General features: G+C 36.3%; 23 protein-coding genes. 13 read left to right on the top strand and 10 right to left on the bottom strand.

Translation table 11 applies throughout. The features are described 5' to 3' along the window. Positions 1–24 precede the first annotated feature (24 nt). On the bottom strand, positions 25–654 hold the full coding sequence (locus tag PYW37_RS07305) for a glycoside hydrolase family 73 protein (RefSeq protein WP_012897981.1): 630 nt from the start codon (positions 652–654) through the stop codon (positions 25–27). 182 nt (positions 655–836) lie between these two features. Between PYW37_RS07305 and PYW37_RS07300 the strand changes: the two genes are divergently transcribed. The 3 genes from PYW37_RS07300 to PYW37_RS07290 all read left to right on the top strand — a co-directional run bounded on the left by PYW37_RS07300 (position 837) and on the right by PYW37_RS07290 (position 5,788). Further along, positions 837–1,310 carry a glutathione peroxidase gene (locus tag PYW37_RS07300; protein ID WP_023189147.1) on the top strand — a complete coding sequence of 158 codons (474 nt, stop codon included), beginning with the start codon at positions 837–839 and terminating at the stop codon, positions 1,308–1,310. 311 nt (positions 1,311–1,621) lie between these two features. Beyond that, the gene (gene carB / locus PYW37_RS07295; RefSeq protein WP_023189148.1) at positions 1,622–4,816 is read left to right on the top strand and encodes a carbamoyl-phosphate synthase large subunit; all 3,195 of its coding nucleotides are present in this window, start codon (positions 1,622–1,624) and stop codon (positions 4,814–4,816) included. A gap of 435 nt (positions 4,817–5,251) precedes the next feature. Next, the gene (locus PYW37_RS07290) at positions 5,252–5,788 is read left to right on the top strand and encodes an rRNA large subunit pseudouridine synthase E (protein ID WP_025017118.1); all 537 of its coding nucleotides are present in this window, start codon (positions 5,252–5,254) and stop codon (positions 5,786–5,788) included. 29 nt (positions 5,789–5,817) lie between these two features. On the opposite strand, the gene PYW37_RS07285 is transcribed toward PYW37_RS07290, so the two are convergent. The 3 genes from PYW37_RS07285 to PYW37_RS07275 all read right to left on the bottom strand — a co-directional run bounded on the left by PYW37_RS07285 (position 5,818) and on the right by PYW37_RS07275 (position 9,119). Further along, positions 5,818–6,603, bottom strand: coding sequence for a TPM domain-containing protein (locus tag PYW37_RS07285; protein WP_023189149.1), 786 nt, complete (start codon positions 6,601–6,603; stop codon positions 5,818–5,820). After that, the gene (locus tag PYW37_RS07280; RefSeq protein ID WP_044009659.1) at positions 6,600–7,739 is read right to left on the bottom strand and encodes a TFIIB-type zinc ribbon-containing protein; all 1,140 of its coding nucleotides are present in this window, start codon (positions 7,737–7,739) and stop codon (positions 6,600–6,602) included. The genes PYW37_RS07285 and PYW37_RS07280 overlap by 4 nt, the downstream gene beginning before the upstream one ends. A gap of 168 nt (positions 7,740–7,907) precedes the next feature. After that, the gene (locus tag PYW37_RS07275; RefSeq protein WP_003132414.1) at positions 7,908–9,119 is read right to left on the bottom strand and encodes an SPFH domain-containing protein; all 1,212 of its coding nucleotides are present in this window, start codon (positions 9,117–9,119) and stop codon (positions 7,908–7,910) included. Positions 9,120–9,495: 376 nt separating this feature from the next. Here PYW37_RS07275 and PYW37_RS07270 point away from each other — a divergent pair, with 376 nt between their 5' ends. The 5 genes from PYW37_RS07270 (at position 9,496) to PYW37_RS07250 (ending at position 14,456) form a co-directional block, all read left to right on the top strand. Further along, positions 9,496–10,860: an MFS transporter gene (locus tag PYW37_RS07270; protein ID WP_023189151.1), complete on the top strand. Its 1,365-nt coding sequence runs from the start codon at positions 9,496–9,498 to the stop codon at positions 10,858–10,860. Positions 10,861–11,188: 328 nt separating this feature from the next. Beyond that, a complete protein-coding gene (locus PYW37_RS07265; RefSeq protein ID WP_023189152.1) occupies positions 11,189–11,977 on the top strand; it encodes a dihydroorotate dehydrogenase electron transfer subunit in 789 nt (262 codons plus the stop codon). A gap of 72 nt (positions 11,978–12,049) precedes the next feature. After that, positions 12,050–12,985 (top strand): dihydroorotate dehydrogenase, encoded by a 936-nt coding sequence (locus PYW37_RS07260; RefSeq protein WP_025017116.1) that lies wholly within the window; start codon positions 12,050–12,052, stop codon positions 12,983–12,985. A 291-nt stretch (positions 12,986–13,276) separates the two neighbouring features. After that, the gene (pyrF, locus tag PYW37_RS07255) at positions 13,277–13,990 is read left to right on the top strand and encodes an orotidine-5'-phosphate decarboxylase (protein ID WP_012897963.1); all 714 of its coding nucleotides are present in this window, start codon (positions 13,277–13,279) and stop codon (positions 13,988–13,990) included. Between the two features lies 1 nt (position 13,991). Further along, entirely contained in the window at positions 13,992–14,456 is a 465-nt protein-coding gene (locus PYW37_RS07250; RefSeq protein WP_012897962.1) for a hypothetical protein, read from the top strand. Between the two features lie 15 nt (positions 14,457–14,471). Here the strand turns inward: PYW37_RS07250 and rsmG are convergent, their stop codons facing one another. The 6 genes from rsmG to PYW37_RS07220 all read right to left on the bottom strand — a co-directional run bounded on the left by rsmG (position 14,472) and on the right by PYW37_RS07220 (position 19,149). Continuing rightward, positions 14,472–15,188, bottom strand: coding sequence for a 16S rRNA (guanine(527)-N(7))-methyltransferase RsmG (gene rsmG / locus PYW37_RS07245; RefSeq protein WP_003131091.1), 717 nt, complete (start codon positions 15,186–15,188; stop codon positions 14,472–14,474). Beyond that, positions 15,185–16,144 (bottom strand): polyprenyl synthetase family protein, encoded by a 960-nt coding sequence (locus PYW37_RS07240; RefSeq protein WP_025017115.1) that lies wholly within the window; start codon positions 16,142–16,144, stop codon positions 15,185–15,187. The genes rsmG and PYW37_RS07240 overlap by 4 nt, the downstream gene beginning before the upstream one ends. Continuing rightward, positions 16,135–16,665, bottom strand: coding sequence for a Gx transporter family protein (locus PYW37_RS07235; RefSeq protein WP_003131089.1), 531 nt, complete (start codon positions 16,663–16,665; stop codon positions 16,135–16,137). The genes PYW37_RS07240 and PYW37_RS07235 overlap by 10 nt, the downstream gene beginning before the upstream one ends. Continuing rightward, positions 16,662–17,069 (bottom strand): NusG domain II-containing protein, encoded by a 408-nt coding sequence (locus PYW37_RS07230; RefSeq protein ID WP_012897960.1) that lies wholly within the window; start codon positions 17,067–17,069, stop codon positions 16,662–16,664. The genes PYW37_RS07235 and PYW37_RS07230 overlap by 4 nt, the downstream gene beginning before the upstream one ends. A 70-nt stretch (positions 17,070–17,139) precedes the next feature. Next, positions 17,140–18,081 carry a UTP--glucose-1-phosphate uridylyltransferase GalU gene (gene galU / locus PYW37_RS07225; protein ID WP_017864588.1) on the bottom strand — a complete coding sequence of 314 codons (942 nt, stop codon included), beginning with the start codon at positions 18,079–18,081 and terminating at the stop codon, positions 17,140–17,142. A 42-nt stretch (positions 18,082–18,123) separates the two neighbouring features. Then, positions 18,124–19,149, bottom strand: a complete 1,026-nt coding sequence (locus tag PYW37_RS07220; RefSeq protein ID WP_012897958.1) for an NAD(P)H-dependent glycerol-3-phosphate dehydrogenase — start codon at positions 19,147–19,149, stop codon at positions 18,124–18,126. Positions 19,150–19,340: 191 nt separating this feature from the next. On the opposite strand from PYW37_RS07220, the gene PYW37_RS07215 reads away from it, so the two are divergent. From PYW37_RS07215 to pyk, 5 genes are all read left to right on the top strand, one after another. After that, positions 19,341–19,967: a 5-bromo-4-chloroindolyl phosphate hydrolysis family protein gene (locus tag PYW37_RS07215; protein WP_010905895.1), complete on the top strand. Its 627-nt coding sequence runs from the start codon at positions 19,341–19,343 to the stop codon at positions 19,965–19,967. Positions 19,968–20,111: 144 nt separating this feature from the next. Continuing rightward, positions 20,112–21,290: a toxic anion resistance protein gene (locus PYW37_RS07210; RefSeq protein ID WP_023189156.1), complete on the top strand. Its 1,179-nt coding sequence runs from the start codon at positions 20,112–20,114 to the stop codon at positions 21,288–21,290. Positions 21,291–21,462: 172 nt separating this feature from the next. Next, positions 21,463–22,611: an N-acetylglucosamine-6-phosphate deacetylase gene (gene nagA, locus PYW37_RS07205; protein ID WP_025017114.1), complete on the top strand. Its 1,149-nt coding sequence runs from the start codon at positions 21,463–21,465 to the stop codon at positions 22,609–22,611. Positions 22,612–22,996: 385 nt separating this feature from the next. Next, on the top strand, positions 22,997–24,019 hold the full coding sequence (gene pfkA, locus PYW37_RS07200) for a 6-phosphofructokinase (protein ID WP_003131080.1): 1,023 nt from the start codon (positions 22,997–22,999) through the stop codon (positions 24,017–24,019). An 87-nt stretch (positions 24,020–24,106) separates the two neighbouring features. After that, positions 24,107–25,615: a pyruvate kinase gene (gene pyk / locus PYW37_RS07195; RefSeq protein ID WP_003131076.1), complete on the top strand. Its 1,509-nt coding sequence runs from the start codon at positions 24,107–24,109 to the stop codon at positions 25,613–25,615. Positions 25,616–25,688: the final 73 nt, after the last annotated feature.

Here is a 25,688-nt window from a genome sequence, read left to right as displayed (position 1 = left end):
CTGACAAAAATCTGTCAGTGATTTTTAAATACTTGAACTTTTATCATATTGATTTAAATGATAAGTTTCAATCATATTGATAAGTTTGTCAGCATAAGTGGGGTCTGTTGCATAGCCAGAATTTTGAACGGCTTTAGCAGCAGTTTTATAATCAGTTGCACTAAGAACCGAAGCGTATTGTTTAGAATTCCAAGTTGTTCCGTAAAGGAAAAGCTGGGTGTGTGCCGAAACTGAGTCAGCAAAATTTGGATAAACACGGAAAACACCTTGGACAGTGACCCACTGACCATTTTCATATTCTTGCGTAGCAAGCGAAACCTTTGGCACATCACCAGATGCTTTGACACCAAAAAGATTATGATATTTGCTTGCAAGTTCGCTTTTGCCAAAATTAGACTCAAGACAGGCCTGAGCGATGGTGATAGAAGCGAGTACCTGACTTTCTTTTTGTGATTTTTGAGCGAGTGGAGCAATTTCTTTGATGAATTTATGTTCATTAATTTCTTGAAGTTGTGCTTCAGACGGCTTTTGTGCTTGGTTATTAAAAATTTTATTATAGACTAAGATTCCTAAAATAACTAGGAAAATAAAGATGAGCTGTTTTAACAAGGATTGACGTCGATTTGGTTTTCTTCGTCGAGTTTTATATTTCATAAAAATAGTTTAACATAAAATTCAAGTTCTTGGCTTAAAAATCAATATTTGTTATACTAAAATTAGTTAAGAAGTAAGCGATAAAATTTCTGTCAGTAAAATTTTACTGACAGCCATAAATTTTTACTGACAGAATCGGTATTGTCAATAAATAATTAAATAAAAGTCATGGAGGCAATCAAATGAATTTTTATGATTTTAGTGCCGTTAAAATGAACGGCGAAACTGTTTCAATGTCTAATTTTAAAGGCAAAGTTGTAATTGTGGTCAACACTGCAAGTAAATGTGGCTTTACACCGCAATTTGAAGGACTTGAAAAGTTGTATGAAAACTATAAAGACCAAGGATTGGAAATTTTAGGTTTTCCCTGTAATCAATTTGCTAATCAAGACGCTGGCGAAAATTCGGAGATCAATGAATTTTGTCAGTTAAATTATGGAGTCACTTTCCCCATGTTTCAAAAAATTAAAGTCAATGGTAAAGAAGCACATCCCCTTTATCAATTTTTGAAAAAAGAAGCAAAAGGGGCACTTAGCGGGACCATTAAATGGAATTTCACAAAATTTTTAATTGACCGAGAAGGAAATGTTATTGAACGTTTTGCGCCAAAAACGGAACCTAAAGAAATGGAAGAAGAAATCCAAAAATTACTTTAATTAATTTCTTAAGGAAAAGTGTTTTAAAACTTGTAAAAGCTCAATTATTTTGCTAAACTAATAAACAATAAAACTTTTAATCTAGTCCAGAGAGGCTAGCAAGGTTGTGAACAAGAAATATTATCCTTAAAAGTTACTGACAGAACTGTCAGTAAGTTGCTAAGGCATTTTAGGACACATCTGCTAGGTTTCTGGCAGATGTTTTTGCTTTATTTATGACATTTTAATGTTGAAAATAAAGTGCGCAAGGAGCGAAGCGGGTTGTGAATCATTTGCAACGAAGTTATGCTTTACTACAAAGGAGAAAACAAATGCCAAAACGCAATGATATCAAAAAAATCATGATTATCGGTTCTGGACCAATCATTATTGGTCAAGCCGCAGAATTTGATTATGCAGGAACACAAGCCTGTCTTGCACTTAAAGAAGAAGGCTACGAAGTTGTTTTAGTCAATTCAAATCCGGCAACAATCATGACTGACAGAGAAATAGCTGACACTGTCTATATTGAACCAATTACTTTAGAGTTTGTCAGTAAAATTTTGCGTAAGGAACGTCCTGATGCCTTATTGCCAACACTTGGTGGACAAACAGGACTTAACATGGCAATGGAATTATCCAAAACAGGAATTCTTGAAGAGCTTAATGTTGAACTTCTTGGAACAAAATTAAGCGCCATTGACCAAGCAGAAGACCGTGAGCTCTTTAAAGAATTATGTGAAAGAATTGGTGAGCCACTCTGTGCCAGTGATATTGCAACAACGGTTGATGAAGCTGTTGAAATTGCTGACAAAATTGGTTATCCTATCATCGTCCGTCCAGCATTTACCATGGGTGGAACAGGTGGAGGAATTTGTGATACCGAAGAAGAACTTCGTGAGATTGTGGCAAATGGACTAAAACTTTCTCCAGTAACACAATGCCTAATTGAAGAATCAATTGCTGGTTATAAAGAAATCGAATATGAAGTTATGCGTGATTCTGCTGACAATGCGATTGTTGTCTGCAATATGGAAAATTTTGACCCAGTTGGAGTCCACACAGGTGACTCAATCGTTTTCGCACCAAGTCAAACGCTCTCAGATAACGAATATCAAATGCTTCGTGACGCTTCACTAAATATTATTCGTGCCCTAAAAATTGAAGGGGGATGTAATGTTCAACTTGCCCTTGACCCACACTCTTATGAATATCGTGTAATCGAAGTTAACCCACGGGTAAGTCGTTCATCAGCTTTAGCTTCTAAAGCAACAGGATATCCAATTGCAAAAATGTCTGCTAAAATTGCGATTGGGATGACGCTAGATGAAATCATTAATCCAGTCACTAATAAAACTTATGCCATGTTTGAACCAGCACTTGACTACGTTGTAGCAAAAATCGCTCGCTTCCCATTTGATAAATTTGAAAATGGTGACCGCCACCTAGGAACACAAATGAAAGCAACAGGCGAAGTCATGGCAATTGGACGTAACATCGAAGAAAGTCTACTAAAAGCTGTACGCTCACTTGAAATTGGTGTTTTTCATAATGATTTACAAGAAGCACAAGAAGCAGATGATGAAATCCTCTATGAAAAAATGGTTAAAACACAAGATGACCGACTTTTCTATGTTTCAGAAGCGATTCGTCGTGGAATTCCGATTGAAGAAATTGCTGATTTAACCAAGATTGATATTTTCTTTCTTGATAAATTACTCCATATCGTCGAAATTGAAGACCAATTAAAAGTAAATATATTTGAACCAGAACTCTTAAAAACGGCTAAGAAAAATGGATTTTCTGACCGTCAGATTGCCAAATTATGGAACGTTAGTCCAGAAGAAGTAAGACGTCGTAGACAAGAAAATCAAATTATTCCAGATTACAAAATGGTTGATACTTGCGCGGCTGAATTTGAAAGCTCAACACCTTACTTCTATTCAACTTATGAATGGGAAAATGAATCTAAACGTTCAAGCAAAGAGAAAATAATTGTACTCGGCTCAGGTCCCATCCGAATTGGACAAGGAGTTGAATTTGATTATGCGACAGTTCACTGTGTAAAAGCACTTCAAGCCCTTGGAAAAGAAGCAATTGTCATCAACTCTAATCCAGAAACCGTTTCGACAGATTTCTCAATTTCAGATAAGCTCTATTTTGAACCACTAACTTTTGAAGATGTGATGAATATCATTGACTTAGAACAACCAGAAGGCGTGATTGTTCAATTTGGCGGACAAACAGCTATCAATTTAGCGGAACCTCTCTCTAAAGCTGGGGTTAAAATTTTAGGAACACAAGTTGAAGATTTAGACCGTGCTGAGGACAGAGATTTATTTGAAAAAGCATTACAAGATTTAGAGATTCCACAACCACCAGGAGCTACAGCAACAAATGAAGAAGAAGCTGTTGCTAACGCCAATAAAATTGGTTATCCAGTCCTTATTCGCCCATCTTTTGTTTTAGGCGGTCGAGCAATGGAAATCATTAATAATGAAAAAGACCTGCGTGATTACATGAATCGTGCGGTAAAAGCTTCACCTGAACATCCAGTACTCGTTGATTCTTATTTACAAGGACGTGAATGTGAAGTCGATGCAATCTGTGATGGCACAGAAGTTCTTCTTCCAGGAATTATGGAACATATTGAACGAGCAGGGGTTCACTCAGGTGACTCAATGGCTGTCTATCCACCACAAACTTTTTCACAAGAAATTATTGATACAATTGTTGATTACACTAAACGATTAGCAATTGGTTTGAACTGCATCGGAATGATGAACATTCAATTTGTTATTTTTGAAGAACAAGTTTATGTCATTGAGGTAAATCCACGCGCGTCACGGACTGTTCCCTTTTTATCTAAAGTGACAAACATTCCAATGGCACAATTGGCGACACAAATGATTTTAGGGAAAAACTTGAAGGATTTAGGCTACACAGAGGGCTTAGCAGAAACTCCTGATATGGTTCACGTGAAAGCACCAGTCTTTAGCTTTACAAAACTAGCAAAAGTTGACAGCTTACTTGGTCCAGAAATGAAATCAACAGGTGAAGCAATGGGTTCAGATGTGACCCTTGAAAAAGCACTTTATAAATCATTTGAAGCCGCTAAACTGCACATGGCAGATTATGGTTCGGTCTTATTCACAGTTGCTGATGAAGATAAAGAAGAAACGCTAGCACTTGCTAAAGATTTCGCAGAAATAGGTTATTCATTAGTTGCAACTCAAGGAACTGCAGCATTCTTTAAGCAAAATGGACTTTATGTCCGTGAAGTTGAAAAACTAGCTGGTGGAGAAGATGAAGAAGGAACATTAGTTGAAGATATCCGTCATGGACGCGTTCAAGCAGTTGTGAATACAATGGGAAATACTCGTGCCTCATTAACAACGGCTACCGATGGTTTCCGTATTCGCCAAGAAGCAATTAGTCGCGGTATTCCACTTTTCACATCACTAGATACTGTTGCTGCAATTTTAAAAGTAATGCAAAGTCGTAGTTTTACAACTAAAAATATTTAAAAAATAAAAAGTTTCAAAATTTAATTTGTCTATAACAAAACCATTATAAGAAAGAATGTTCTAAGGATTACTATCCCTGAACAAGGATATTATAAGTCGTCAGTTTGTTACTACTTGTCTTATTTTCATTATTTTGTTGTGGAAACATAAAAAACTCAAAAAGAGAAGAAACGAATGCTTAGTAAAAAAACTTCCTTTTACTCTAAAATAAAAAACTTTCATTTTAAACGGGAGTTTTTTATTATTTTATTAGGGGCTTATACTAATATTAAATATTCTAATATTTTATTCTATTATTGGTCTTAAAGCAGTAAATCAATTAAAATTCCTCCATCAGTCTTAGCTATGACTCTGTTTGTAAGCTAATAATTATTTTTTTTGGTAAAATAATTAATAGAAATAGATTTGAGAAAGATGAACTTTTGCAAAAAAATTATGATTATATTATTTAATAAACCTTATGATGTACTAACAAAATTTACTGACGGAGAGGGGCGGAAAACTTTAAAAGATTATATTAAAATACCAAATGTTTATGCTGCTGGAAGATTGGATAAAGATAGTGAAGGTTTACTTTTACTGACAGATGATGGAAAGCTCAATCATTTACTGACAGATCCAAAATCAAAATCTTACAAGACTTATTTGGTTCAAGTAGAGGGAGAATTTTCGTCAGAAGCAGCGCAAAAGTTGCAAAAAGGTCTTCTATTAAAAGATGGAAAAACATTGCCTGCGAAAGTAAAATTAATTGATGAACCGGATTGGCTTTGGGAACGGACTCCACCAATTCGTGAACGAAAGGCAATTCCGACTAGCTGGGTTGAAATTTCAATCAAAGAAGGAAAAAATCGGCAAATTAGAAGAATGACGGCAGCGGTCGGTTTCCCAACGCTTCGATTAATTCGTTGGTCAATTGGTCAATATTCACTGGGTAATCTAAAATCTGGGGAATATAAAATTATTCAAAAATAAAAAGGAATCATTTTGTGATTCCTTTTTATTTAGAAAGAACGCCCGCCACCAGAACCGTCACTGAAATTATTGTTATCAGAAGAAGGACGAGGGATAATTCTTGTAGTTATAAATGTATTGACTAAAATATCTTCACGTTGATGGAGTTCTAAATTACCATTTCGGCCGTAATCGTAACGCCATACGGCATGAGCGTCTTTCATTTGATAACGACGATAGATGGTCCAAACGAAGCCACCAGCTGCAATCAAAGAAATGATAAGAGCAATCAAAATTGATAAGGGTTGAAAGCTGCGATGGAAAGTTACAGCTCCTGTTTCGGAATTGATAGAATACTTTCTTGATGTTGGAATTCCTGCTTGGTAATATTTAGAAACTTGGTCAAAAAATCCACTGACAGCCTGATAATAATTATTGTCAGTCAATTCGGGTTGGACAATGTCTAAGGTTTTTTCAATTCGACTCGAAGGCAAGTAGTATTTAAGATTTCCTGTTGCCCAAATATAAACTTTACGTAAGTTCATATTAATGACCAAAACGACACCGTTGTTTTTAGCGCCTACTTTATCAGCTAGATAAGTTTTTGCCATTTGACTAGCAGGGGTAGAGCTATCTGTCGTGACAACATAGACACCCGCTTTTGTTTCATTAGCCAATTTCTGAGCTTCTTGTTCAAGGAGGGTTACATTTCCACCTAAAAGCTGAAGATTATCTTCAAGACCTGACGAGAACGTCGCCGCTGATGTTTTTGGTGCAATGAGTAAAAAGAAGATGCTTAAGAAAAATAAAGAAAGAAATACTAATTTTTTTCTCATGATAGCAAATACCCCACAATAATTCCAAGAAGAAGCACTAGAATAAAGATTCCAATGGCAACTGTCCAAAGTTTTTTCTTATCAATGGGTAGAAGTCCGGCTACTTTACCAGTTTGACCATTCATCGCGTAATAAAAGAGACGGTCATTGCCAACTTCTTTATAAGTAACCAGCCAGATTGGGAGTAAAACGTAATCTTCATCGATATTTTTAATCTGCTGATTACTTTGTAAATTACTGACAGAAGTATAACCGACAATTGTTGATTCCATTAATCCGTCAGCATATTGACGAAATTCCCGCTCAACATTTTCTTTCATATCAGGGAATTCAATATCTCGTTTTTCAGTTAAAAAGCCAGAAAGATATTGATTTTTAAAAGGAATAGCAGCAGTCATATCAAAAGGCTGAACGGCGCCAACCATCTTGTCTGACAGATTTTTTTTCAAGGCATTTTTGATTAAATCTTTAAATTTTGTCTCTCCGCCCCGCTGAATCTCATATTGAGAATGCTCAGTGTACTCGGTATCGCCAACCATCCAAACGCGTAAATTGGTGGCTTGCGCCGAAATACCGCCAGATAATTCAGCATCAACAGCCCAATAGGGGAAATAAACGCCTGATAGATTTTGAATTTGTTTTTTGTCAAAAAAGGCCTTGGGAACAAATTTTTTCTTGCCCACCCAGTCTAAAAATTGTTCTTCAGCCGCTTTTCTCTCAATTTGAAAAGGGAGAATTTTTTCGGGAAGAAATTTACCCGACAATCGCTCGGTCAAAACAACTGGATTATGACAATAATAGCACCAAGTTGAAGCAGTTGTTGCATCAGTGACGATTTCTGCACCACAAGATGGACAGAGAAATAGTCCAATTTCTTCGTCAGTGTTTTCGTCAGCTCTTTTTTGGTCGCTGTCAGTAATTTTTTCCTTTTCGTCAGTCGTTTCAGCGTTACTGACAGAGCTGATAGGACTGTCAGTAACTTTTGCTGGCTCTTGCTTGGCCTCGAAATCAGAAACTTCTTGTTCCGTAAATGTTGAACCACAATATTCACAGTGAAATTTTTGATTTTTGGGTTCAAAAAGCAGTGGACCTCCACAATTGGGACATTTATGTGTAAGAACTTTGCTTTCGCTCATCGTTACTCCTTACTTTTAAGTTATGAAACCTGCTTATTTAGCAGGGGAAATTCAGTTAGAAACTAAAAGAATTTTCATCAGAAATAAATTCTTAAAAATACGCAAAGACAAGCAGCCCTAAGTTAGAACTACTTTATCTTAAATCATTATTTACATGATTTACATGTCTTAGAGCGCTTTGGCCACAAAAGGCTTACCACATTCAGGACAGAATTTAGGAACACCATTCGCCAAATTAACGACTGCTCCACACTCGTTACAAGCCATATTTAATTCAGGCATAACAGGAGTTGCTGAGGGTTTCGCTTGCCCACAATTTGAGCAGAACTTACCGGTATTTTTAGTATTACATTCAGGACAAGTCCAAGTATCGGCCTTGTTCTCTGCTTGGGCTTGCATTTGAGCTTGGTTAGTTTGTGAAAAACCAGCTAGATTTTGTCCACCCATATTCATTCCCATAAAGGCATTTGTCGCACCACCAGTGTTTGAACCAGCGGCTTCAAGACCACGAGCAACAGCTCCTTGGACAAAACCTTCACGGATAGAAGGGTCACCAAGCATTGCGCCTTGATTACGCATGTTAATCAATTTTTGACTGTCATCAGTGTAAGAAATACTAGCGACAGCAACGGAAACAATTTCCATTCCTCGCAACTGTTTCCAATCTTCATCAAGAACAGAGGCCATGTATTTGCTGAGCTCCATACTTTTTGAAGTTAAGAATGAAACCCGTTCGCCTTGAGCAGAATATTGGTTAATTGACGTATTTAAAGCCGTTAAAAATTCAGCCAAATATTGGTCATTAATTTCTTGAATTTCGACATGGTCAGCATTTTTAGGAATGACGTTTGCGTAAAAAGCAAGAGGGTCAGTGATTTTTATTGAATAAGTTCCATGTGTACGCAAGAAAAGCTCTGCATTATAAAAATTATCAAAGTATTGAAGAGGTGTCGCTGTTCCAAATTTAATGCCTTTAATTTCTTGAAGATTGACATAATAAACTTCTTGTTTTTGAGGAGTTGTTCCACCAAATTTGAAACGGAAGAAGCTTTCTTGAATTGAATCACGCAAATCACCATTAAAAAGACTTGGCGCAGTGTCGTTTTTGACAGTATAATATCCAGGTTCAGCGGTGTAATCAATAATTTTACCACCATCCACAAGAATCATCATCATGTTTTCATAAACGTGAACGATAGAACCGTCAGTAATTACGTCTTCGGTTCCTTTACGATTAGAACCACGTTTTGCATCTTTTCTTACTTTAATTCCCTTAGTGAAAACCGTTTGGTCTGACATTTCATTTGGCTCAATGACCTCAAGCCATTGGTCAGCCAACGCCCCACCGAGTGAACCTGTTGCAGCTTTAATAATTCCCATGTATTCTTTTACAAACAAATTCAATTCAAAACAAAATTTTAGAGAATGAATTTGCCTTCCTTTCCTTTAGTGAATAGCTCAGCTATTTGACTTAATTATATCAAATTTCTCTGACGAAACCTATCAATTATTTGAAAATTTACTAAAATCAGACTAAAGTCGGAATTTATTGATTCTCTCCTGTTTCTTTAAATAAATTCTTGTATCATAGGATTAACAAGTTAAGGCTTGCATTTTATCAGATTTATAGATATAATAGATAAGTTATAACTTTCGTACAGATAACATAAATTATGTTGAATTATACAGAGGCGAAATTATTATTTTAGGATAATAATTTCGTCTCTTTTTGTTTAGTTTTAGGAGATTTTATTGCATGAATAAAAACAACCATTTCCACTTATTGGGGGCAGTGATTGCTACAGGGATTTTGTCATTTTCTGGCGTTTTGATTGAAACGGCGATGAATGTGACTTTCCCAACGCTGATTAATGAGTTTGGACTTTCTACTTCAAAAATACAATGGGTAACGACGATTTATCTGCTTGTGATTGCGATTACGATTCCGCTCTCTTCTTATTTTAATGAGCGATTTTCAGCAAGAAAACTTTTCTTGGTCGCTAATCTTATCTTTTTAGTTGGGGTTTTAACCAACTGTTTCTCACCAAATTTTGCCATGCTATTATTTGGCCGACTTTTACAAGGGGTGGGAACCGGGATTGGTTTACCTCTGATGTTCCACCTGATTTTGACTAAAGCACCACTTCATAAAAGAGGAATGATGATGGGGATTGGGACTTTAACGACTTCCATCGCTCCGGCTATTGGCCCAACTTATGGAGGAATTATTTCTAATTCGCTTGATTGGCGTTATATCTATATTTTCCTTTTACCTTTGGTGGTAATTTCTTTAGTGCTTGGTTTGGCTTGTCTTCCAAGAGAAGGGGCAAAAACGCCTAAGAAATTGGCGCTTCGTCCAGTTATTGCATTATCAATCATGTTCTTTGCTTTCATTTCGGCTCTAAGTGCAGAGCATTTAATGACTTTCGCCTTACTCTTTATTGTAGGATTGGTTGGAGCTTTCTTGTTTGTTCAATTCAACCGCAAAGAAAGTTTAATTGATTTAGGAATTTTGCAAAATCACCGATTTGTGGCGCTGATTTTTAGCCTTTTGGTATATCAAGCTTTGCTATTAGGTCTATCTTTTGTTTTACCAAGTTTTATTCAAGTTTCTGCGGGATTTAGTTCATCAGTGGCGGGACTATTTATGTTTCCTGGAGCTTTGATTGGCGCAGTTTTAGCACCAATTTCTGGGAATGTTTTGGACCAAATTGGTGCCAGAAAACCAATTACGACTGGTTTGATTTTAGCAGCCCTTGGTCTTGCATTGCTCTTCGCCTTTTTACCAACAAAAAGCCTTGCTTTACTCTTGGTGGCACACATTGTCGTGATGTTAGGTCTTGGGATTTCATATAGTAACTTAATGACTTGTAGCTTGAGCACTTTAGCTACTGACCAACTTTCTGATGGAAATGCTTTGGTCAATACTTTGCAACAATTTATTGGTGCAGTAGCAACAGCAGTTGTCGCAACGACACTTTCAATTTTCCAAGGACTCAATGGCTTCAAAGTTGGAACGAGTCATGGAACTTCAATTATTTTAGCTCTATTTTTCATCTTAATTATCGTGAGTTTAATTGTCAGTTTCCCAAATTTGAAAAAAATTAGGGCCAATCATTAAAAAAATCTTTGACGAATGACACTTTTTTCGTTATAATATTTTAAAACCTTTAACTAAGTCCAGAGAGGCTTGCAAGGATACGGAAAATTTAATTTGGTTTACTGACAGCTTAAAGATGAACTTTTTTAGCCCATTTATTCTGTCAGTAAATTACCAGTTTTTTAGTACACTTGTAAGTTCTCTTACAAGTGTTTTTTTGTGTCAATTAAGGAGTTGTCAGTAAATCTGATCTTTCTGTCAGTAATGCGATTAACATGAGTATTTTATCGATAAATAAAAGAAGGTTCAGCAAGCTGTAGCTTCTGTCCGAATAAAGAATGGAGAAATAATGCCTAAGTTACAAGAGATGATGACGATTGTCAGCCAACGTGAGGTTGCTTCTAATATTTTCGAGATAGTTTTTAAAGGAGAGCTAGTAGAAGAGATGGATTTGCCGGGACAATTTTTACATCTTGCGGTGCCTAATGCTAGTATGCTTTTACGTCGCCCAATCTCTATTTCCAGTTGGGATAAAGTCGCAAAAACTTGTACGATTCTTTATCGAATTGGGGACGAAACAAGTGGAACTTATGAAATTTCAAAATTACAAACAGGTGCAAAAATTGATGTAATGGGCCCACTGGGAAATGGTTTTCCAGTAGATGAAGTAGTTTCGACTGATAAAATTTTAATTGTCGGCGGAGGAATTGGGGTCCCCCCTCTCTATGAATTGGCTAAACAACTTGAAGAAAAAAACTGCCAAATGACCATTTTGCTAGGTTTCGCTTCTGAAAAGGTCAAGATTTTAGAGAAGGAATTTGCTGAACTAAAAAATGTAAGCTTGAAAATTGCAACTGACGATGGCTCTTATGGAACAAAAGGTCATATTGGGATGTTACTGGAAGAAGTTGATTTTGAAGTTGACGCTCTTTATACTTGTGGTGCGCCAGCCATGCTCAAAGCTGTTGCAAAAAAATATGACCAGTTGGAACGACTTTATATTTCAATGGAAAGCCGGATGGCTTGTGGAATCGGAGCATGTTATGCTTGCGTTGAACATGATAAAGAAGATGAGAATCATGCCCTTAAAGTCTGTGAAGATGGCCCTGTATTTTTAGGAAAACAACTATTACTATAATTGGACTACTCTATCAGCATAAAAAAATCATCAGTAGAGCTGATGATTGCCACAAAAAAATTAGGAGAAAAAATGACCAAAAATAATCGTCTGTCAGTAAAATTACCCGGACTTGATTTAAAAAATCCAATCATTCCAGCTTCAGGTTGTTTTGCCTTTGGTGAAGAATATGCCAAATATTATGATTTGAACAAATTAGGGTCAATCATGGTCAAAGCAACAACCCTTCATCCTCGTTTTGGCAATCCGACACCCCGTGTGGCTGAAACAGCGAGTGGCATGCTTAATGCAATTGGACTACAAAATCCAGGATTAGAAGTTATAATGGCCGAAAAATTGCCTTGGCTCAATGAAAATTTTCCAGACCTTCCGATTATTGCTAATGTAGCTGGTTCTGAAGAAGATGATTATGTGGCTGTTTGTGCAAAAATTGGAGATGCACCCAATGTGAAAGCCATTGAATTAAATATCTCATGCCCTAATGTTAAACACGGCGGACAAGCTTTTGGGACAGATCCAGATGTTGCAGCTGCGCTAGTCAAAGCTTGTAAAGCGGTCAGTAAGGTGCCTTTGTATGTGAAACTTTCACCCAACGTGACCGACATTGTTCCGATTGCAAAAGCAGTTGAGCATGCTTGCGCAGATGGATTGACAATGATAAATACACTGATGGGTGTACGTTTTGATTTGAAAACACGAAAACCTGTTTTAGCAAATATCACAGGTGGATTGTCGGGTCCTGCAATTAAACCAGTTGCACTCAAACTCATTCATCAAGTGGCTCAAGTAGTTGACATTCCAATCATTGGAATGGGCGGGGTTGAAAGTGCTCAAGACGTTTTAGAAATGTATATGGCAGGAGCTTCAGCCGTTGCCGTTGGCACTGCCAATTTTGCTGACCCATTTGTCTGTCCAAAAATCATTGAAAAATTACCAGAGGTAATGGATCAATATGGAATTGATAGCTTAGAAAACTTGATTCAAGAAGTTAAAAACTCAAAAAAATGATTTTATTATTAGCTAAAATTACTGACAGCCTGTTTAATCATTCTGTCAGTAAAATGCGACCAAAGCGAGCATTTTATCCATAGCTAAAAGAACTGTCAGCGGAGCTGATAATTCTCTCGTTCGTTAGCGACCAAAGCGAGCATTTTATCGATAGTTAAAAGAATTGTCAGTGGAACTGATAATTTTCTCGTTCGTTAGCGACCAAAGCGAGCATTTTATGGATAGCTAAAAGAATTGTCAGCGGAGCTGATAATTCTGTCATTAAATATTTAGAAAAAGGAAGTAGAAAAAATGCAAGAAAATAGACCTGTCATTGCCCTTGATTTCCCTGAATTCTCAGACGTAAAAGATTTTCTCGAAAAATTTGATCCGTCAGAACAATTGTATATTAAACTAGGAATGGAACTTTTTTACACGGCTGGACCCCAAGTTGTTTACTATGTAAAATCGCTCGGTCACAGTGTATTCCTTGATTTAAAACTCCATGATATTCCAAATACTGTTGAATCCTCAATGCGTGTTTTAGCACGTTTAGGAGTGGATATGGTTAATGTTCACGCCGCTGGTGGTGTTGAAATGATGGTCGCGGCTAAACGTGGTTTAGAGGCTGGAACGCCAGTTGGACGGCAAAGACCAAAATTAATTGCGGTCACACAATTAACCTCAACTTCTGAGGAAATTATGCAAAATGACCAAAAAATTATGACTAGTCTTGAAGAATCGGTTATTAATTACGCACAAAAAACCGCTCAAGCAGGACTTGACGGTGTCGTTTGTTCGGCACATGAAGTTGAAAAAATTAAAGCAGCGACATCGAAAGAATTCATTTGTCTCACACCAGGAATCCGCCCAGAAGGTGCAAGTAAAGGCGACCAAAAACGAGTAATGACACCTAAAGAAGCAAGAACAATTGGTTCAGATTATATTGTTGTCGGCCGTCCAATTACCCAAGCAAAAGATCCAGTAGCTAGCTATCATGCGATAAAAGCAGAATGGAATCAATAAAATGAAAAAATTACTTCACTTTTTGGTTGTGTTACTTGGAATATTTGTAGCTTTTATACTGGCTCGATTATTCATAGAGATTTATACGATTGTTGGTGATGTTTATTTACAAGTTGATAATAAAACAATCACTCTTTATAAAGTTTTAGCCGAGATTGATTATTTATCAGTTGGGATTACTTTTGCGATGGTTTTTGCTTACATGCTCCTATTAGACTTAATTGTTGTTGTCGTCGTAAGGTCATGGTTTAAAATTCAAAATAAAAGTCAAAAACAAAGTCAAAAAGTGTGGAAGAATAAATTTACTAAATTTTGGTTTCGCTATCGGTCAATACATATTACTTTTATCTTACTCTCAATCTTTACTAGCCTTTCACTGACGGCACCTGCAATGGTCATGAATAGTTTTACTGCGATTGTTTCTATTTCAGTATTGGTGATTAATCTCAGCAAAAAAATCGGCTAAAAATGGCCGATTTTTTTATTTTATTGGATTTTTTGCAGGAGTTCCGGCTTTGCGTGGGTATTTTTTAGGGGTTTCTTTTTTCTTTTCAATCAGAGCAATGTGACGCTCATCACCGTTAGGCAATTCATAAGCGACTTCTTTGATAAATTTTCCGCCAAGTGTAGCAATTGCCTTTTTAGCGTCATTCAATTCTTCTTCAAATTGAGCTGCTTTTAATGACAATAAAATACCATTTTTCTTGAGAAAGGGAATCGTAAATTCAGTTAAAACAGAAAGTCTAGCAACCGCACGGGCAGTAACAAAATCAAAAGTTCCACGATAATTAGCATCCTGACCAAAATCTTCAGCTCGTCCGTGAAGTAAAGTCACATTTTCGAGGCCTAATTCCTCTGTCAGTAAACTTAAAAAATTAATTCGCTTATTGAGAGAATCAATGATAGTCACTTTTAATTCAGGGAAAATAATTTTCATTGGTAAGCTAGGAAAACCAGCTCCAGCACCAATATCTAAAATGCTGACAGGTTGGTCAGTAATCAATCCATATAAAATTGGTGCAATAGAATCATAAAAATGTTTTAAATAGACTTCATTTTTTTCAGTAATTGCTGTCAGGTTAATTTTTTCATTCCATTCAACCAAAAGTTCAAAATAGCGTTCAAACTGTTTGATTTGTTTATCAGAGAGTTGAATATCAAATTCTGTCAGTGCTGACAAAAATTCATCAGGGGTCATAAAGTTCGCTCCAAAAGTTTTCTAGTAATTTCAGCAATTAGCTCACGATTTTTACCTTTTGGTAATTTATCAATTAAATTTAATGCTGAAAGAGTATAAGATTTTGCAAGTGCTTTGGTTTTTTCAAGGGCATCAGAAGTTTTGATAAAATCATAAACTTCATCAAATTTTTCATTTTTAATTAATTCAGAAACAAGAGCATTGTTTTCTTGTAAAGCAAAGAGAACAGGAGCAGAATAAATGCCTTGTTTAATGTCTTCAAATACCGGTTTTCCAAGCGTTTGAGCAGTCGATGCATAATCTAAACAATCATCCATAATTTGGAAAGAAATTCCAATATTCATTCCAATTTTATAAGCTCGTTTGGTCAATGTATTATTTTTAGAAATTAAAGGAGCAACAGAAGCAGAAAGTGCAAAAAGTTCTCCCGTTTTTCCTGAAATATTTTCAATATAATCATCTAAAGTTTGTTGAAGATTAAAATGATGATTAAGTTGACCAAGCTCACCACCTAATAAACGCTCAATTGAACCAATATTTTTGGTTAAATTTGATAATTCTAATGAGTGTTCAGACATTAGACGAAAGACAGCAATAAATAAATAGTCCCCAGCATAGACGGCAATTTCTGGTCCGTATTTTGCTGACAAAGTAGCTACGCCACGCCGTGTGTCTGCGTGGTCAATGACATCATCGTGAACCAAAGTCGCTGTATGCATCATTTCGACAGAAGCCGCAAGTGCCAATCTTTCATTTTCAGAAAGATCAGTAAATCTTGAAAATAAAAGTAAATAAGCTGGACGCAACATTTTTCCGCCCGCATCAAATATATCAAAAATAGCCGATTTAACATCTGAATTTTTGATGGTAACGTGGCTTTTCATTAATTGTTGAACTTGAACCAATTCTTTTTCAAGCTCTGGATAGTCTTTCCAAAAGTTATTTTTTAAGTCCATTGTTTACTTTCTTTAATAAATAGTTCTTGAATAGGTTTAACACGTGTAATTAATTGATTCCCAGCAATGCCAATTGCAAAACCAGCAAGTATTCCAAAAAAGGCAAGCCAAGGCAAATAAAGCATAACAGAAGTTGTTTTAGCTAAAAGAGAAGCCATTGCTAATTGGCCAAAATTATGAAAAAATCCACCAACTGTCGAAATTCCAATCATTGAAACCAGTTTTGGTCCAAATTGCTTCATCAAATACATGGCTAACAGAGATAAGATTCCGCCTGCAAAAGAGTATAGAAAAACGGAAAAACCAGTAAAAAGTGCTGTAATTAATAGACGAAGAATTTGCATGACCCAAACTTGTCGCCATCTTAAAGTGAAAACTGCAATAATCATCACCAAATTGGCAAGGCCCACTTTAGCTCCAGGTGCAAAAGCAAAAAAAGGAGGTAAAGAGCTTTCAATAATTCCCATAACTACCGCAGCAGCTGTCAATAGAGAAACATAAACGTATTCTTTAATATTCATACTTTATAATCTACCTGTTCATCCTTTTGACCACTCATAACTTCAATCACTAAATTATGAGGTAAACAGACGATAGTTTCCCCAGTCTTAGAAATATAGCCCCTTTGGACGTCAATTTGGTCTTTACAATTGGCTTCGACAACCGCAATTTCACCATTTTTAACTTGTATTTTATTATAATCGCCATCTTTATCACGGTAGGTCCAAGTTTGATTTTTATTTAAATCAAAAGTTTTAATCACCTTACCACTAATTCTTAGTTCGGCCTGAGCTCCTTTGGAACCAGTAGCGAAGAAGAACAAAGTTGAAAAAGAAGCGATGAACAGTAGAAAAATAATAACAAAATCAAGCGGTTTTGTCTTTATGCTTTTAAAAAAATTAACCGTGTTTTTAAAGAAGTTCATTAAGGTTAATTATAGCAGAATTAATGAAAAAATTCACGAAATCAAAAAGAAAAAGCCTTTCGGCTCTTTCTTATTTTTTAGTGATATTTTTTGAGTCATCTTTAGAAAGCTCTTTTGCTTTTTCAATGATGTAGTTTTTCAAATTCGCCCCGATTTGTGGGTGTTCTAAACCATATTCAATTGTTGTTTCAACAAAACCAAGTTTATCACCAACATCATAACGTTTTCCAGTAAATTCATGAGCAAAAACGCGTTGTGTTTTATTCAAACGTTCGATAGCATCAGTCAATTGGATTTCATTTCCAGCACCGGGAACTTGTGTTTCTAAAACATCAAAAATTTCAGGAGTTAAGAGGTAACGACCGATAATTGCAAGGTCAGAAGGAGCTTCATCAACATTTGGTTTTTCGACAAAACGTTCAACATTGTAAAGGCCTTTAGAAACTTCACCGTTAGGGTCAATGACACCATATTTATCAACATCATCATGAGGAACTTTCATAACCGCGATTGTTGAAGCGTGAGTTTTTTCATAATCATTGATTAGGTCTTTAGTTAAAGGAGTTTCATTCCCAGTAATATTCATCAAGTCATCGCCAAGCATGACTACAAAAGGCTCATTTCCAACAAAAGCTTTAGCTTGAAGAACGGCATGTCCCAATCCTTTTGGATGAGATTGACGGATAAAGTGAAGATTAATATCTGTCGTTTCTTCAACAAGTTTAAGTAATTCTGTTTTTCCTTTTTCAAGCAAATTTTGTTCAAGCTCAATGTTTGAGTCAAAATGGTCTTCAATAGGACGTTTTGCTTTACCAGTAACAATCAAAATATCTTCGATTCCTGATTTCAAGGCTTCTTCAACGATAAATTGAATAGTAGGTTTGTCAACGATTGGCAACATTTCTTTGGCAATCGCTTTAGTTGCTGGCAAAAAGCGAGTTCCGAGACCAGCGGCAGGAATAACAGCTTTACGTACTTTTCTGGCTTTAGTTGGAATAGCGTTTTGTTTCATGGATAATAACTCCTTTATAGTTAGATAAATCGTATTTACTTTTTATTTATTATTAATGAATTCATTTTCGGCACGAGTTTCGCGGCGCATGATATCAAGAATTCCAGTTTTTGCATCTAGATTTTCATAGAGAACTTTGTAGATTGTTTCGGTAATTGGCATATCGATATCTAGCTGTTGAGCAAGCTCAAAAGCAGCTTTAGTGGTTGAAACACCTTCAATAACCATTCCCATATTTTTTTCAATATCAGCTAACTTTTCGCCGCGACCAAGAGCATCACCCGCACGCCAGTTTCGTGAGTGAATTGAAGTACCTGTTACAATTAAGTCACCAACACCAGACAAACCGCTATAAGTTAAAGGTTCAGCTCCCATAGCCACACCTAAACGAGTAATTTCGGCAAGACCACGTGTAATAATTGCTGCTTTAGCATTATCACCAAAACCAAGACCGTGAAGAGCACCCGCGCCTACGGCAATAATATTTTTAAGGGCACCGGCTGTTTCAACACCAACAACATCAGTATTAGTATAAAGACGGAAGTAGTCGTTGCTAAAGATTGCTTGAGCGTATTTCGCTTCATCATGGTCTTTAGAAGCTGCAGAAATTAAAGTAATATCACGAACAATTGTTTCTTCAGCATGAGAAGGGCCAGAAACTACCACGATTTCTCCTCGCAATTGAGCGGGGATTTCTTCTTCAAGAATAGTAGAAATTCGCTCATGTGTCCCTTGTTCAAGCCCTTTAGAAGCGTGAAGGATGTGTACTTTGTGTTTGAGGACTTCGGCTACTTGTTTTGCGACCAAACGTGTTACTTTTGTTGGTACAACAAATAAAATGGCATCAACATCTTCTAAAGCTAAATCTAAACGATCAAATGCTTTTATTTTTTCATCCAAAACAACATCTTTAAAATAGCGTGTATTTGTATGCTTTTCATTAATTTCAGCCATCTGTTCTGGGTTATTTCCCCAGATACGAACTTCATGACCATTATCATTAAGAACTTGTGAAAGTGCAGTTCCCCACGAACCTGGGCCTAAAACTGCAATTTTTTGTGGATTCATAGAAATGATCCTTTCTTTCGTTTTGGTTTCCTTTACATTTTAACATAAGCAAGAATAAAAATCAGCCCTAAGTATGATTTAGGGTTCAAATATTATGATAAAATAGAGATATATCCGAAAGGTTATTCTTAAAAATGAAATTTAAAAATTAGAAACTTGTGAGAACAGGACGCAAGCGGGAGGAAAAAAATATGCCAGTCAGTTTATTTATGAATCATCAGGACATGATGTTCGGTTATGGTCATCTAGGAATCGTGAATGTGATTTTTGGATTAGTTCTCTTTTTCTTAATTATAAAAATGATTATCGGAATTAGTTTTATGCGAAAAAACCCCGATGAAAGAGAAGAAGGATATAAGGATAAAGGAATGAGCAAAAAAGAAAATATTGAACGTTACCACGAAGCAGGACTCTCAGATACGGATATTAAAATTTTCCGTGAAAACTTGTCAGAAGCAAAAGAAAATATCAAAACTTGGGAAAAATTATTGAAAAAAGAAGATGATTTACAAGTTGTTGAATCAGTGACAGGTGGTTTAGAAGCCAGCAAACAAACGTTTAAATATATTGTTCAAAATCCACAAGAACTCACAAAACAAAATGAGTTTCTATATAAAGACTTGCCAAACATGGTCAAATTGTCAGAGAAATTTATTGAGATGAAGAAACAGTCAGTAAGAACAGAAGAAATCAATCGTGATTTAGATGAAACCTTACTTTTGATAAAAACACTCTCACATTCAATTTCTAAAAACTACCATGAAATTTTGATGGACGATGTCAATGTCATCAAACATCAAGTTGATTTTGACAAATAATTTTACTGACAGACATTTTAAAAATTCTTGTCAGTAAAACTGATGATTCTGTCAGTAAAAAAACAAATATTCCTGTCAATTTTGGCAGGAATCATTTATAATTAAAAGTAAAGAAATATAAGTATAGCAAAGGAAATTAAAGATATGGATAATCCAATTTTAGATGATTTGATGACCAATGATAAAGTCATTAAAGAGGCAGAGCAATTAGATGAACAACAAAAGTCAGAAATTGTAAAAATGCACGAAAAAGCCTCTTTAGCAGCAGTAGAAGTTCTTTCTACGGAAGAATTAGAAAAAGCAAAAGAATTATCAAAACAGTTGGATGAATCAAGTGCTCAATCTGTCATTAACTATGGAGCAAGCGCCCAAGATAAGATTTCGGCTTTTTCTCAAAGTGTCTTAAATAAAGTTCAGGCACAAGATTTGGGTGAAGTTGGTTCTTCACTGACAGATTTGATGTTTAACTTACAACAAGCTAATCCAAACGAATTGGTGGCTGAAAATAAAGGGATTTTTACCAAAATGTTTGGTAAAGTTAAACGTTCAATTTTTGAAGTGACGCAAAAATACCAAAAAATTGGGGCAGGTATTGATAAAATTTCTGCAAAATTGAACAATGAGCAACAAGGACTTTTGCAAGATAATGAAATGCTCGATAAACTTTACGATGAAAACTTGAATTATTTCAAGGCTTTGAATGTTTATATTGCAGGTGCTGAATTAAAAGTCCAAGAATTAGATACAGAAATTATTCCGCAAGCTCGAAAAGAAGCTCAAGATTCGACTGACAATGCCTTGATTGTTCAAAAAGTGAATGATTTAGAATCATATAAAAATCGCTTAGAAAAACGAGCTCATGACTTGCGTCTTGCTCGTCAGTTGACAATTCAACAAGCCCCACAAATTCGTCTCATTCAAAATACCAATCAAGAATTAGCTGAGAAAATCCAAACTTCAATTAACACTGCCATTCCACTATGGAAAAATCAGGTTGCGATTGCTTTGACCCTCTTAAAACAAAAAGATGCTTTGACAAGTCAACGTATTGTTTCAGAAACAACCAACGATTTGTTGCGTAAAAATTCAGAAATGCTTAAAGCATCAACAATTGAGGCTGCAACTGAAAATGAACGTGGTTTAGTAGATATTGAAACATTAAATTTAACTCAACAAAACTTAGTTGATACTATTCAAGAAACCATGAGAATTCAGGCCGAAGGACGTCAAAAACGTCAACAAGGTGAGGTTGAACTTTCTAAAATGGAAGAAGAAATTAAAGAAAAATTGTTACAATTATCAAATAATAAACAATTAAATTAAATTTTAAAATTACTGACAGAAATTGAGCGCTATTTTCATCTGCTAAAGCATGATTTGTATAGGCTCAGGCAAAATCTGTCAGTAATTTTTTATAGCGATAATTGGTATATACTGTTTATTGACAAAAAAGATAAAGGGTGCTAAAATTAAAGAAAAAGAAGAGGAGATATTTATGACTTACTATATTAAAGCAGATCAATTTTTCTACGCTTATGAAACAAAAAAAGGTGGTTTCTTAGAAATTACTGATGGAAAATTTGGAGAGTGGACTGAAGAAGCACCAGCAGGAGCTGACATTTTAGATTATTCAGGTCAATCAATTGCCCCAGGTCTTGTTGAAACACATATCCATGGTTTTGGTGGAGCGGATGCCCAAGATGCTGAAGTTGAAGGAATTATGGGAACAATGTCAGAAGGCTTGTTGTCAGCAGGGGTCACTTCATTTTTACCAAGTCCTTTGACCGATGATCATGAAGGATTGAAAGCAGTTTGTACGGTTGTAGGAGAACATTACCAAGAAGCTCGCGGAGCCAAAGTTCGTGGTATTTTCTTTGAAGGTCCATTCTTTACAGAAGAAAAGAAAGGGGCTCAAAACCCTAAATACATGCGCGATGCCAAAATGTGGGAACTTGAAGATTGGCAAGAAGCTGCACATGGAATGCTCAAAAAAATCGGTCTTGCCCCAGAACGTGATGGTTCAGAAGACTTCATCCGTAAAGCAACTGAATCAGGTGTTGTTATTGCATTGGGACATTCAAATGCGACTTATAAACAAGCAGTTGCTGGGGTACAAGCTGGAGCATCTGTTTGGGTTCACACCTTTAACGGAATGTCTGGAATGACTCACCAAGAACCAGGAATGGTTGGAGCAATTTTAAATACGCCAAACACTTATGCTGAGTTAATTTGTGATGGTCACCATGTTCGTCCAGAAGCAGCTGAAATTGTAATGAAAATGAAAGGTGGTGACCATGTTGTTTTGATTACAGACTCAATGCGTGCCGCAGGACTTCCTGACGGACCTTATATGCTTGGCGAATACGAAGTAGAAGTTCGTGACGGAGCCGCATGGCTTCCAACAGGACGCCCTGCTGCTTCAATTTTAACACTCAAAACAGCTGTTAAAAATGTCATTGACTGGGGGATTGCCACACCAGCAGAAGCAATTATGATGGCTTCATTGACACCAGCAAAATCTGTAAACATTGATGATGTTTGTGGTCAAATAAAACCAGGTTTGTCAGCTGATTTTATCGTTTTAGACAATGATTTTGATTTAGTTGCAACTTATCTTGATGGTGAAAAACGCTATGAAGCGTAATATAAAAAATGAATTTCGCAAGGAATTCATTTTTTTATGAAAATATTTCATTTTTCAAGTTGAATAATCAGAAAAATAAACAAAAAGGTAAAAGATTATTTACTTTTTTGTTAAAATATAAAAGAATAGAATGGCTATTATTATGTCATATTATAGAAGAATTAAGAGCAAATGAAGTCTATAAATTTTATTTGAAAATGCTAGAAAACCCTTGCAAAATAAGGCTTAGAAAAAAAGAAACAATGAAAACGTTTCATACAGTTTGTAAAGAGATTTTTTTATAAATACGTGATATAATGAACTAGACAACAAATGAACATGGTAAAAATATTAATAACGTTTACGTATTTTTGCTATGTATCTCAATTTCGGAGGACAGATTTAAATGAAACGCATTGCAGTTTTGACTTCTGGTGGTGATGCCCCAGGAATGAATGCGGCTATTCGTGCAGTTGTTCGCAAAGCAATTTCTGAAGGTATCGAAGTTTACGGTATCAATCACGGATATGCGGGCATGGTTGCGGGAGATATTTTCCCGCTTACGTCAGCTTCAGTTGGTGATAAAATCGGTCGTGGTGGTACATTCTTGTATTCAGCACGCTACCCAGAATTTGCTCAAGTAGAAGGACAACTTGCTGGGATTGAGCAACTTAAAAAATTCGGTATCGAAGGTGTCGTTGTAATCGGTGGTGATGGTTCTTATCATGGAGCTATGCGTCTTACAGAACATGGTTTCCCAGCTGTTGGACTTCCAGGAACAATCGATAACGATATCGTAGGAACTGATTTTACAATTGGATTTGATACAGCTGTTTCAACAGTTGTAGATGCCTTGGATAAAATTCGTGATACTTCATCATCACATAACCGTACTTTCGTTGTAGAAGTAATGGGACGTAATGCTGGAGATATCGCTTTGAATGCTGGTATCGCTGCTGGTGCAGATGATATTTGTATTCCAGAAAAAGAATTTAAGTTTGAAAACGTAGTTAACAACATTAACAAAGGCTACGAAAAAGGTAAAAATCACCACATCATCGTTCTTGCTGAAGGTGTAATGACTGGTGAAGAATTTGCTACAAAACTTAAAGAAGCTGGTTATAAAGGAGACCTTCGCGTTTCTGTCCTTGGACACATCCAACGTGGTGGTTCACCAACAGCTCGTGACCGTGTTCTTGCTTCACGTATGGGTGCTCGTGCCGTTGAATTGCTCCGTGATGGAATCGGTGGCGTAGCCGTTGGTATCCGTAATGAAGAACTTGTAGAAAGTCCAATTCTCGGAACAGCTGAAGAAGGAGCACTCTTTAGTTTGACTACTGAAGGTGGAATCAAAGTAAATAACCCGCATAAAGCTGGTCTTGAACTTTACCGTCTTAACTCAGCACTCAACAATCTTAACCTTAACTAAGTTACTGCAAATCTGTTTCTAGTTAAGTGTTAAACGCATAATTAGGGCAGAGATATATAATTAATCATTATAGGAGAAAAACACAAAATGAATAAACGTGTAAAAATCGTCTCAACTCTTGGACCTGCTGTCGAAATTCGTGGTGGCAAAAAATTTGGTGAAAGCGGCTATTGGGGAGAATCTCTTGACGTCGAAGCATCAGCAAAAAACATTGCAGCTTTGATTGAAGAAGGCGCAAATGTCTTCCGTTTCAACTTCTCACACGGTGACCATCCTGAACAAGGTGCTCGTATGGCAACAGTTCACCGCGCTGAAGAAATCGCTGGTCATAAAGTAGGTTTCTTGCTTGATACTAAAGGTCCTGAAATGCGTACAGAACTCTTTGCTGACGGTGCTGATGCAATCAGCGTTGTTACTGGAGATAAATTCCGCGTTGCAACTAAACAAGGTCTTAAATCAACTCCTGAATTGATTGCTTTGAACGTAGCTGGTGGTCTTGATATCTTTGATGATGTTGAAATCGGTCAAACTATTTTGATTGACGATGGTAAACTTGGTTTGTCATTGACTGGTAAAGATGCAGCAACTCGTGAGTTTGAAGTTGAAGCACAAAATGATGGCGTTATTGGTAAGCAAAAAGGTGTTAACATTCCTAACACTAAAATTCCTTTCCCAGCTCTTGCTGAACGTGATGATGCGGATATCCGTTTCGGACTTTCACAACCTGGTGGAATCAACTTTATCGCTATCTCATTCGTACGTACTGCAAATGACGTTAAAGAAGTACGTCGTATTTGTGAAGAAACTGGAAATCCACACGTACAACTTTTGGCTAAAATTGAAAACCAACAAGGTATCGAAAACCTTGATGAAATCATCGAAGCAGCTGATGGTATCATGATTGCTCGTGGTGACATGGGTATCGAAGTTCCATTTGAAATGGTTCCAGTTTACCAAAAATTGATCATCAGCAAAGTTAACAAAGCAGGTAAAATCGTTGTTACTGCAACAAACATGCTTGAATCAATGACTTACAACCCACGTGCTACACGTTCAGAAATTTCAGACGTATTCAACGCTGTTATTGACGGAACTGACGCAACAATGCTTTCAGGTGAATCTGCTAATGGTAAATACCCACGCGAATCAGTTCGTACAATGGCTACTGTTAACAAAAACGCTCAAACAATGTTGAAAGAATACGGACGTCTTCACCCAGAACGTTACGACAAATCAACTGTAACAGAAGTAGTTGCTGCATCAGTTAAAAATGCTGCAGAAGCTATGGATATCAAATTGATTGTTGCTTTGACTGAATCAGGTAACACTGCTCGTTTGATTTCTAAACACCGTCCTAATGCTGACATCTTGGCTATTACATTTGACGAAAAAGTTGAACGTGGATTGATGATTAACTGGGGTGTAATCCCAACGATGACTGAAAAACCTTCATCTACAGATGACATGTTTGAAGTTGCTGAAAAAGTTGCTTTGGCTTCAGGTTTAGTTGAATCTGGTGACAATATCATCATCGTTGCTGGTGTTCCAGTTGGTACTGGTCGTACAAATACAATGCGTATCCGCACTGTTAAATAATTTGTCAATTAAGAATCTTAAAACAATAATGCCTGCCGCTATCGACAGGCCCTATTGTTGAAAAGATTATATT

Origin of the sequence: Lactococcus lactis, assembly GCF_029023865.1 — a bacterium.
Classification (GTDB): Bacteria; Bacillota; Bacilli; order Lactobacillales; family Streptococcaceae; genus Lactococcus; species Lactococcus lactis.
The sequence above is the reverse complement of the archived record's forward strand: the minus strand, read 5'-3'. Positions and strand labels throughout refer to the sequence as shown.

What these genes read in the sequence shown, in the direction of transcription:
- galU (WP_017864588.1), bottom strand. Translation starts at nt 18,081, where the DNA reads ATGAAACAAAACGCTATTCCAACTAAAGCCAGAAAAGTACGTAAAGCT.
- pfkA (WP_003131080.1), top strand. Translation starts at nt 22,997, where the DNA reads ATGAAACGCATTGCAGTTTTGACTTCTGGTGGTGATGCCCCAGGAATG.
- pyrF (WP_012897963.1), top strand. Translation starts at nt 13,277, where the DNA reads ATGCAAGAAAATAGACCTGTCATTGCCCTTGATTTCCCTGAATTCTCA.
- PYW37_RS07240 (WP_025017115.1), bottom strand. Translation starts at nt 16,144, where the DNA reads ATGGACTTAAAAAATAACTTTTGGAAAGACTATCCAGAGCTTGAAAAA.
- PYW37_RS07285 (WP_023189149.1), bottom strand. Translation starts at nt 6,603, where the DNA reads ATGAGAAAAAAATTAGTATTTCTTTCTTTATTTTTCTTAAGCATCTTC.
- PYW37_RS07290 (WP_025017118.1), top strand. Translation starts at nt 5,252, where the DNA reads ATGATTATATTATTTAATAAACCTTATGATGTACTAACAAAATTTACT.
- PYW37_RS07250 (WP_012897962.1), top strand. Translation starts at nt 13,992, where the DNA reads ATGAAAAAATTACTTCACTTTTTGGTTGTGTTACTTGGAATATTTGTA.
- PYW37_RS07270 (WP_023189151.1), top strand. Translation starts at nt 9,496, where the DNA reads ATGAATAAAAACAACCATTTCCACTTATTGGGGGCAGTGATTGCTACA.
- PYW37_RS07235 (WP_003131089.1), bottom strand. Translation starts at nt 16,665, where the DNA reads ATGAATATTAAAGAATACGTTTATGTTTCTCTATTGACAGCTGCTGCG.
- nagA (WP_025017114.1), top strand. Translation starts at nt 21,463, where the DNA reads ATGACTTACTATATTAAAGCAGATCAATTTTTCTACGCTTATGAAACA.
- PYW37_RS07300 (WP_023189147.1), top strand. Translation starts at nt 837, where the DNA reads ATGAATTTTTATGATTTTAGTGCCGTTAAAATGAACGGCGAAACTGTT.
- PYW37_RS07265 (WP_023189152.1), top strand. Translation starts at nt 11,189, where the DNA reads ATGCCTAAGTTACAAGAGATGATGACGATTGTCAGCCAACGTGAGGTT.
- pyk (WP_003131076.1), top strand. Translation starts at nt 24,107, where the DNA reads ATGAATAAACGTGTAAAAATCGTCTCAACTCTTGGACCTGCTGTCGAA.
- PYW37_RS07230 (WP_012897960.1), bottom strand. Translation starts at nt 17,069, where the DNA reads ATGAACTTCTTTAAAAACACGGTTAATTTTTTTAAAAGCATAAAGACA.
- PYW37_RS07220 (WP_012897958.1), bottom strand. Translation starts at nt 19,149, where the DNA reads ATGAATCCACAAAAAATTGCAGTTTTAGGCCCAGGTTCGTGGGGAACT.
- PYW37_RS07275 (WP_003132414.1), bottom strand. Translation starts at nt 9,119, where the DNA reads ATGGGAATTATTAAAGCTGCAACAGGTTCACTCGGTGGGGCGTTGGCT.
- rsmG (WP_003131091.1), bottom strand. Translation starts at nt 15,188, where the DNA reads ATGACCCCTGATGAATTTTTGTCAGCACTGACAGAATTTGATATTCAA.
- PYW37_RS07215 (WP_010905895.1), top strand. Translation starts at nt 19,341, where the DNA reads ATGCCAGTCAGTTTATTTATGAATCATCAGGACATGATGTTCGGTTAT.
- PYW37_RS07260 (WP_025017116.1), top strand. Translation starts at nt 12,050, where the DNA reads ATGACCAAAAATAATCGTCTGTCAGTAAAATTACCCGGACTTGATTTA.
- PYW37_RS07210 (WP_023189156.1), top strand. Translation starts at nt 20,112, where the DNA reads ATGGATAATCCAATTTTAGATGATTTGATGACCAATGATAAAGTCATT.
- PYW37_RS07305 (WP_012897981.1), bottom strand. Translation starts at nt 654, where the DNA reads ATGAAATATAAAACTCGACGAAGAAAACCAAATCGACGTCAATCCTTG.
- carB (WP_023189148.1), top strand. Translation starts at nt 1,622, where the DNA reads ATGCCAAAACGCAATGATATCAAAAAAATCATGATTATCGGTTCTGGA.
- PYW37_RS07280 (WP_044009659.1), bottom strand. Translation starts at nt 7,739, where the DNA reads ATGAGCGAAAGCAAAGTTCTTACACATAAATGTCCCAATTGTGGAGGT.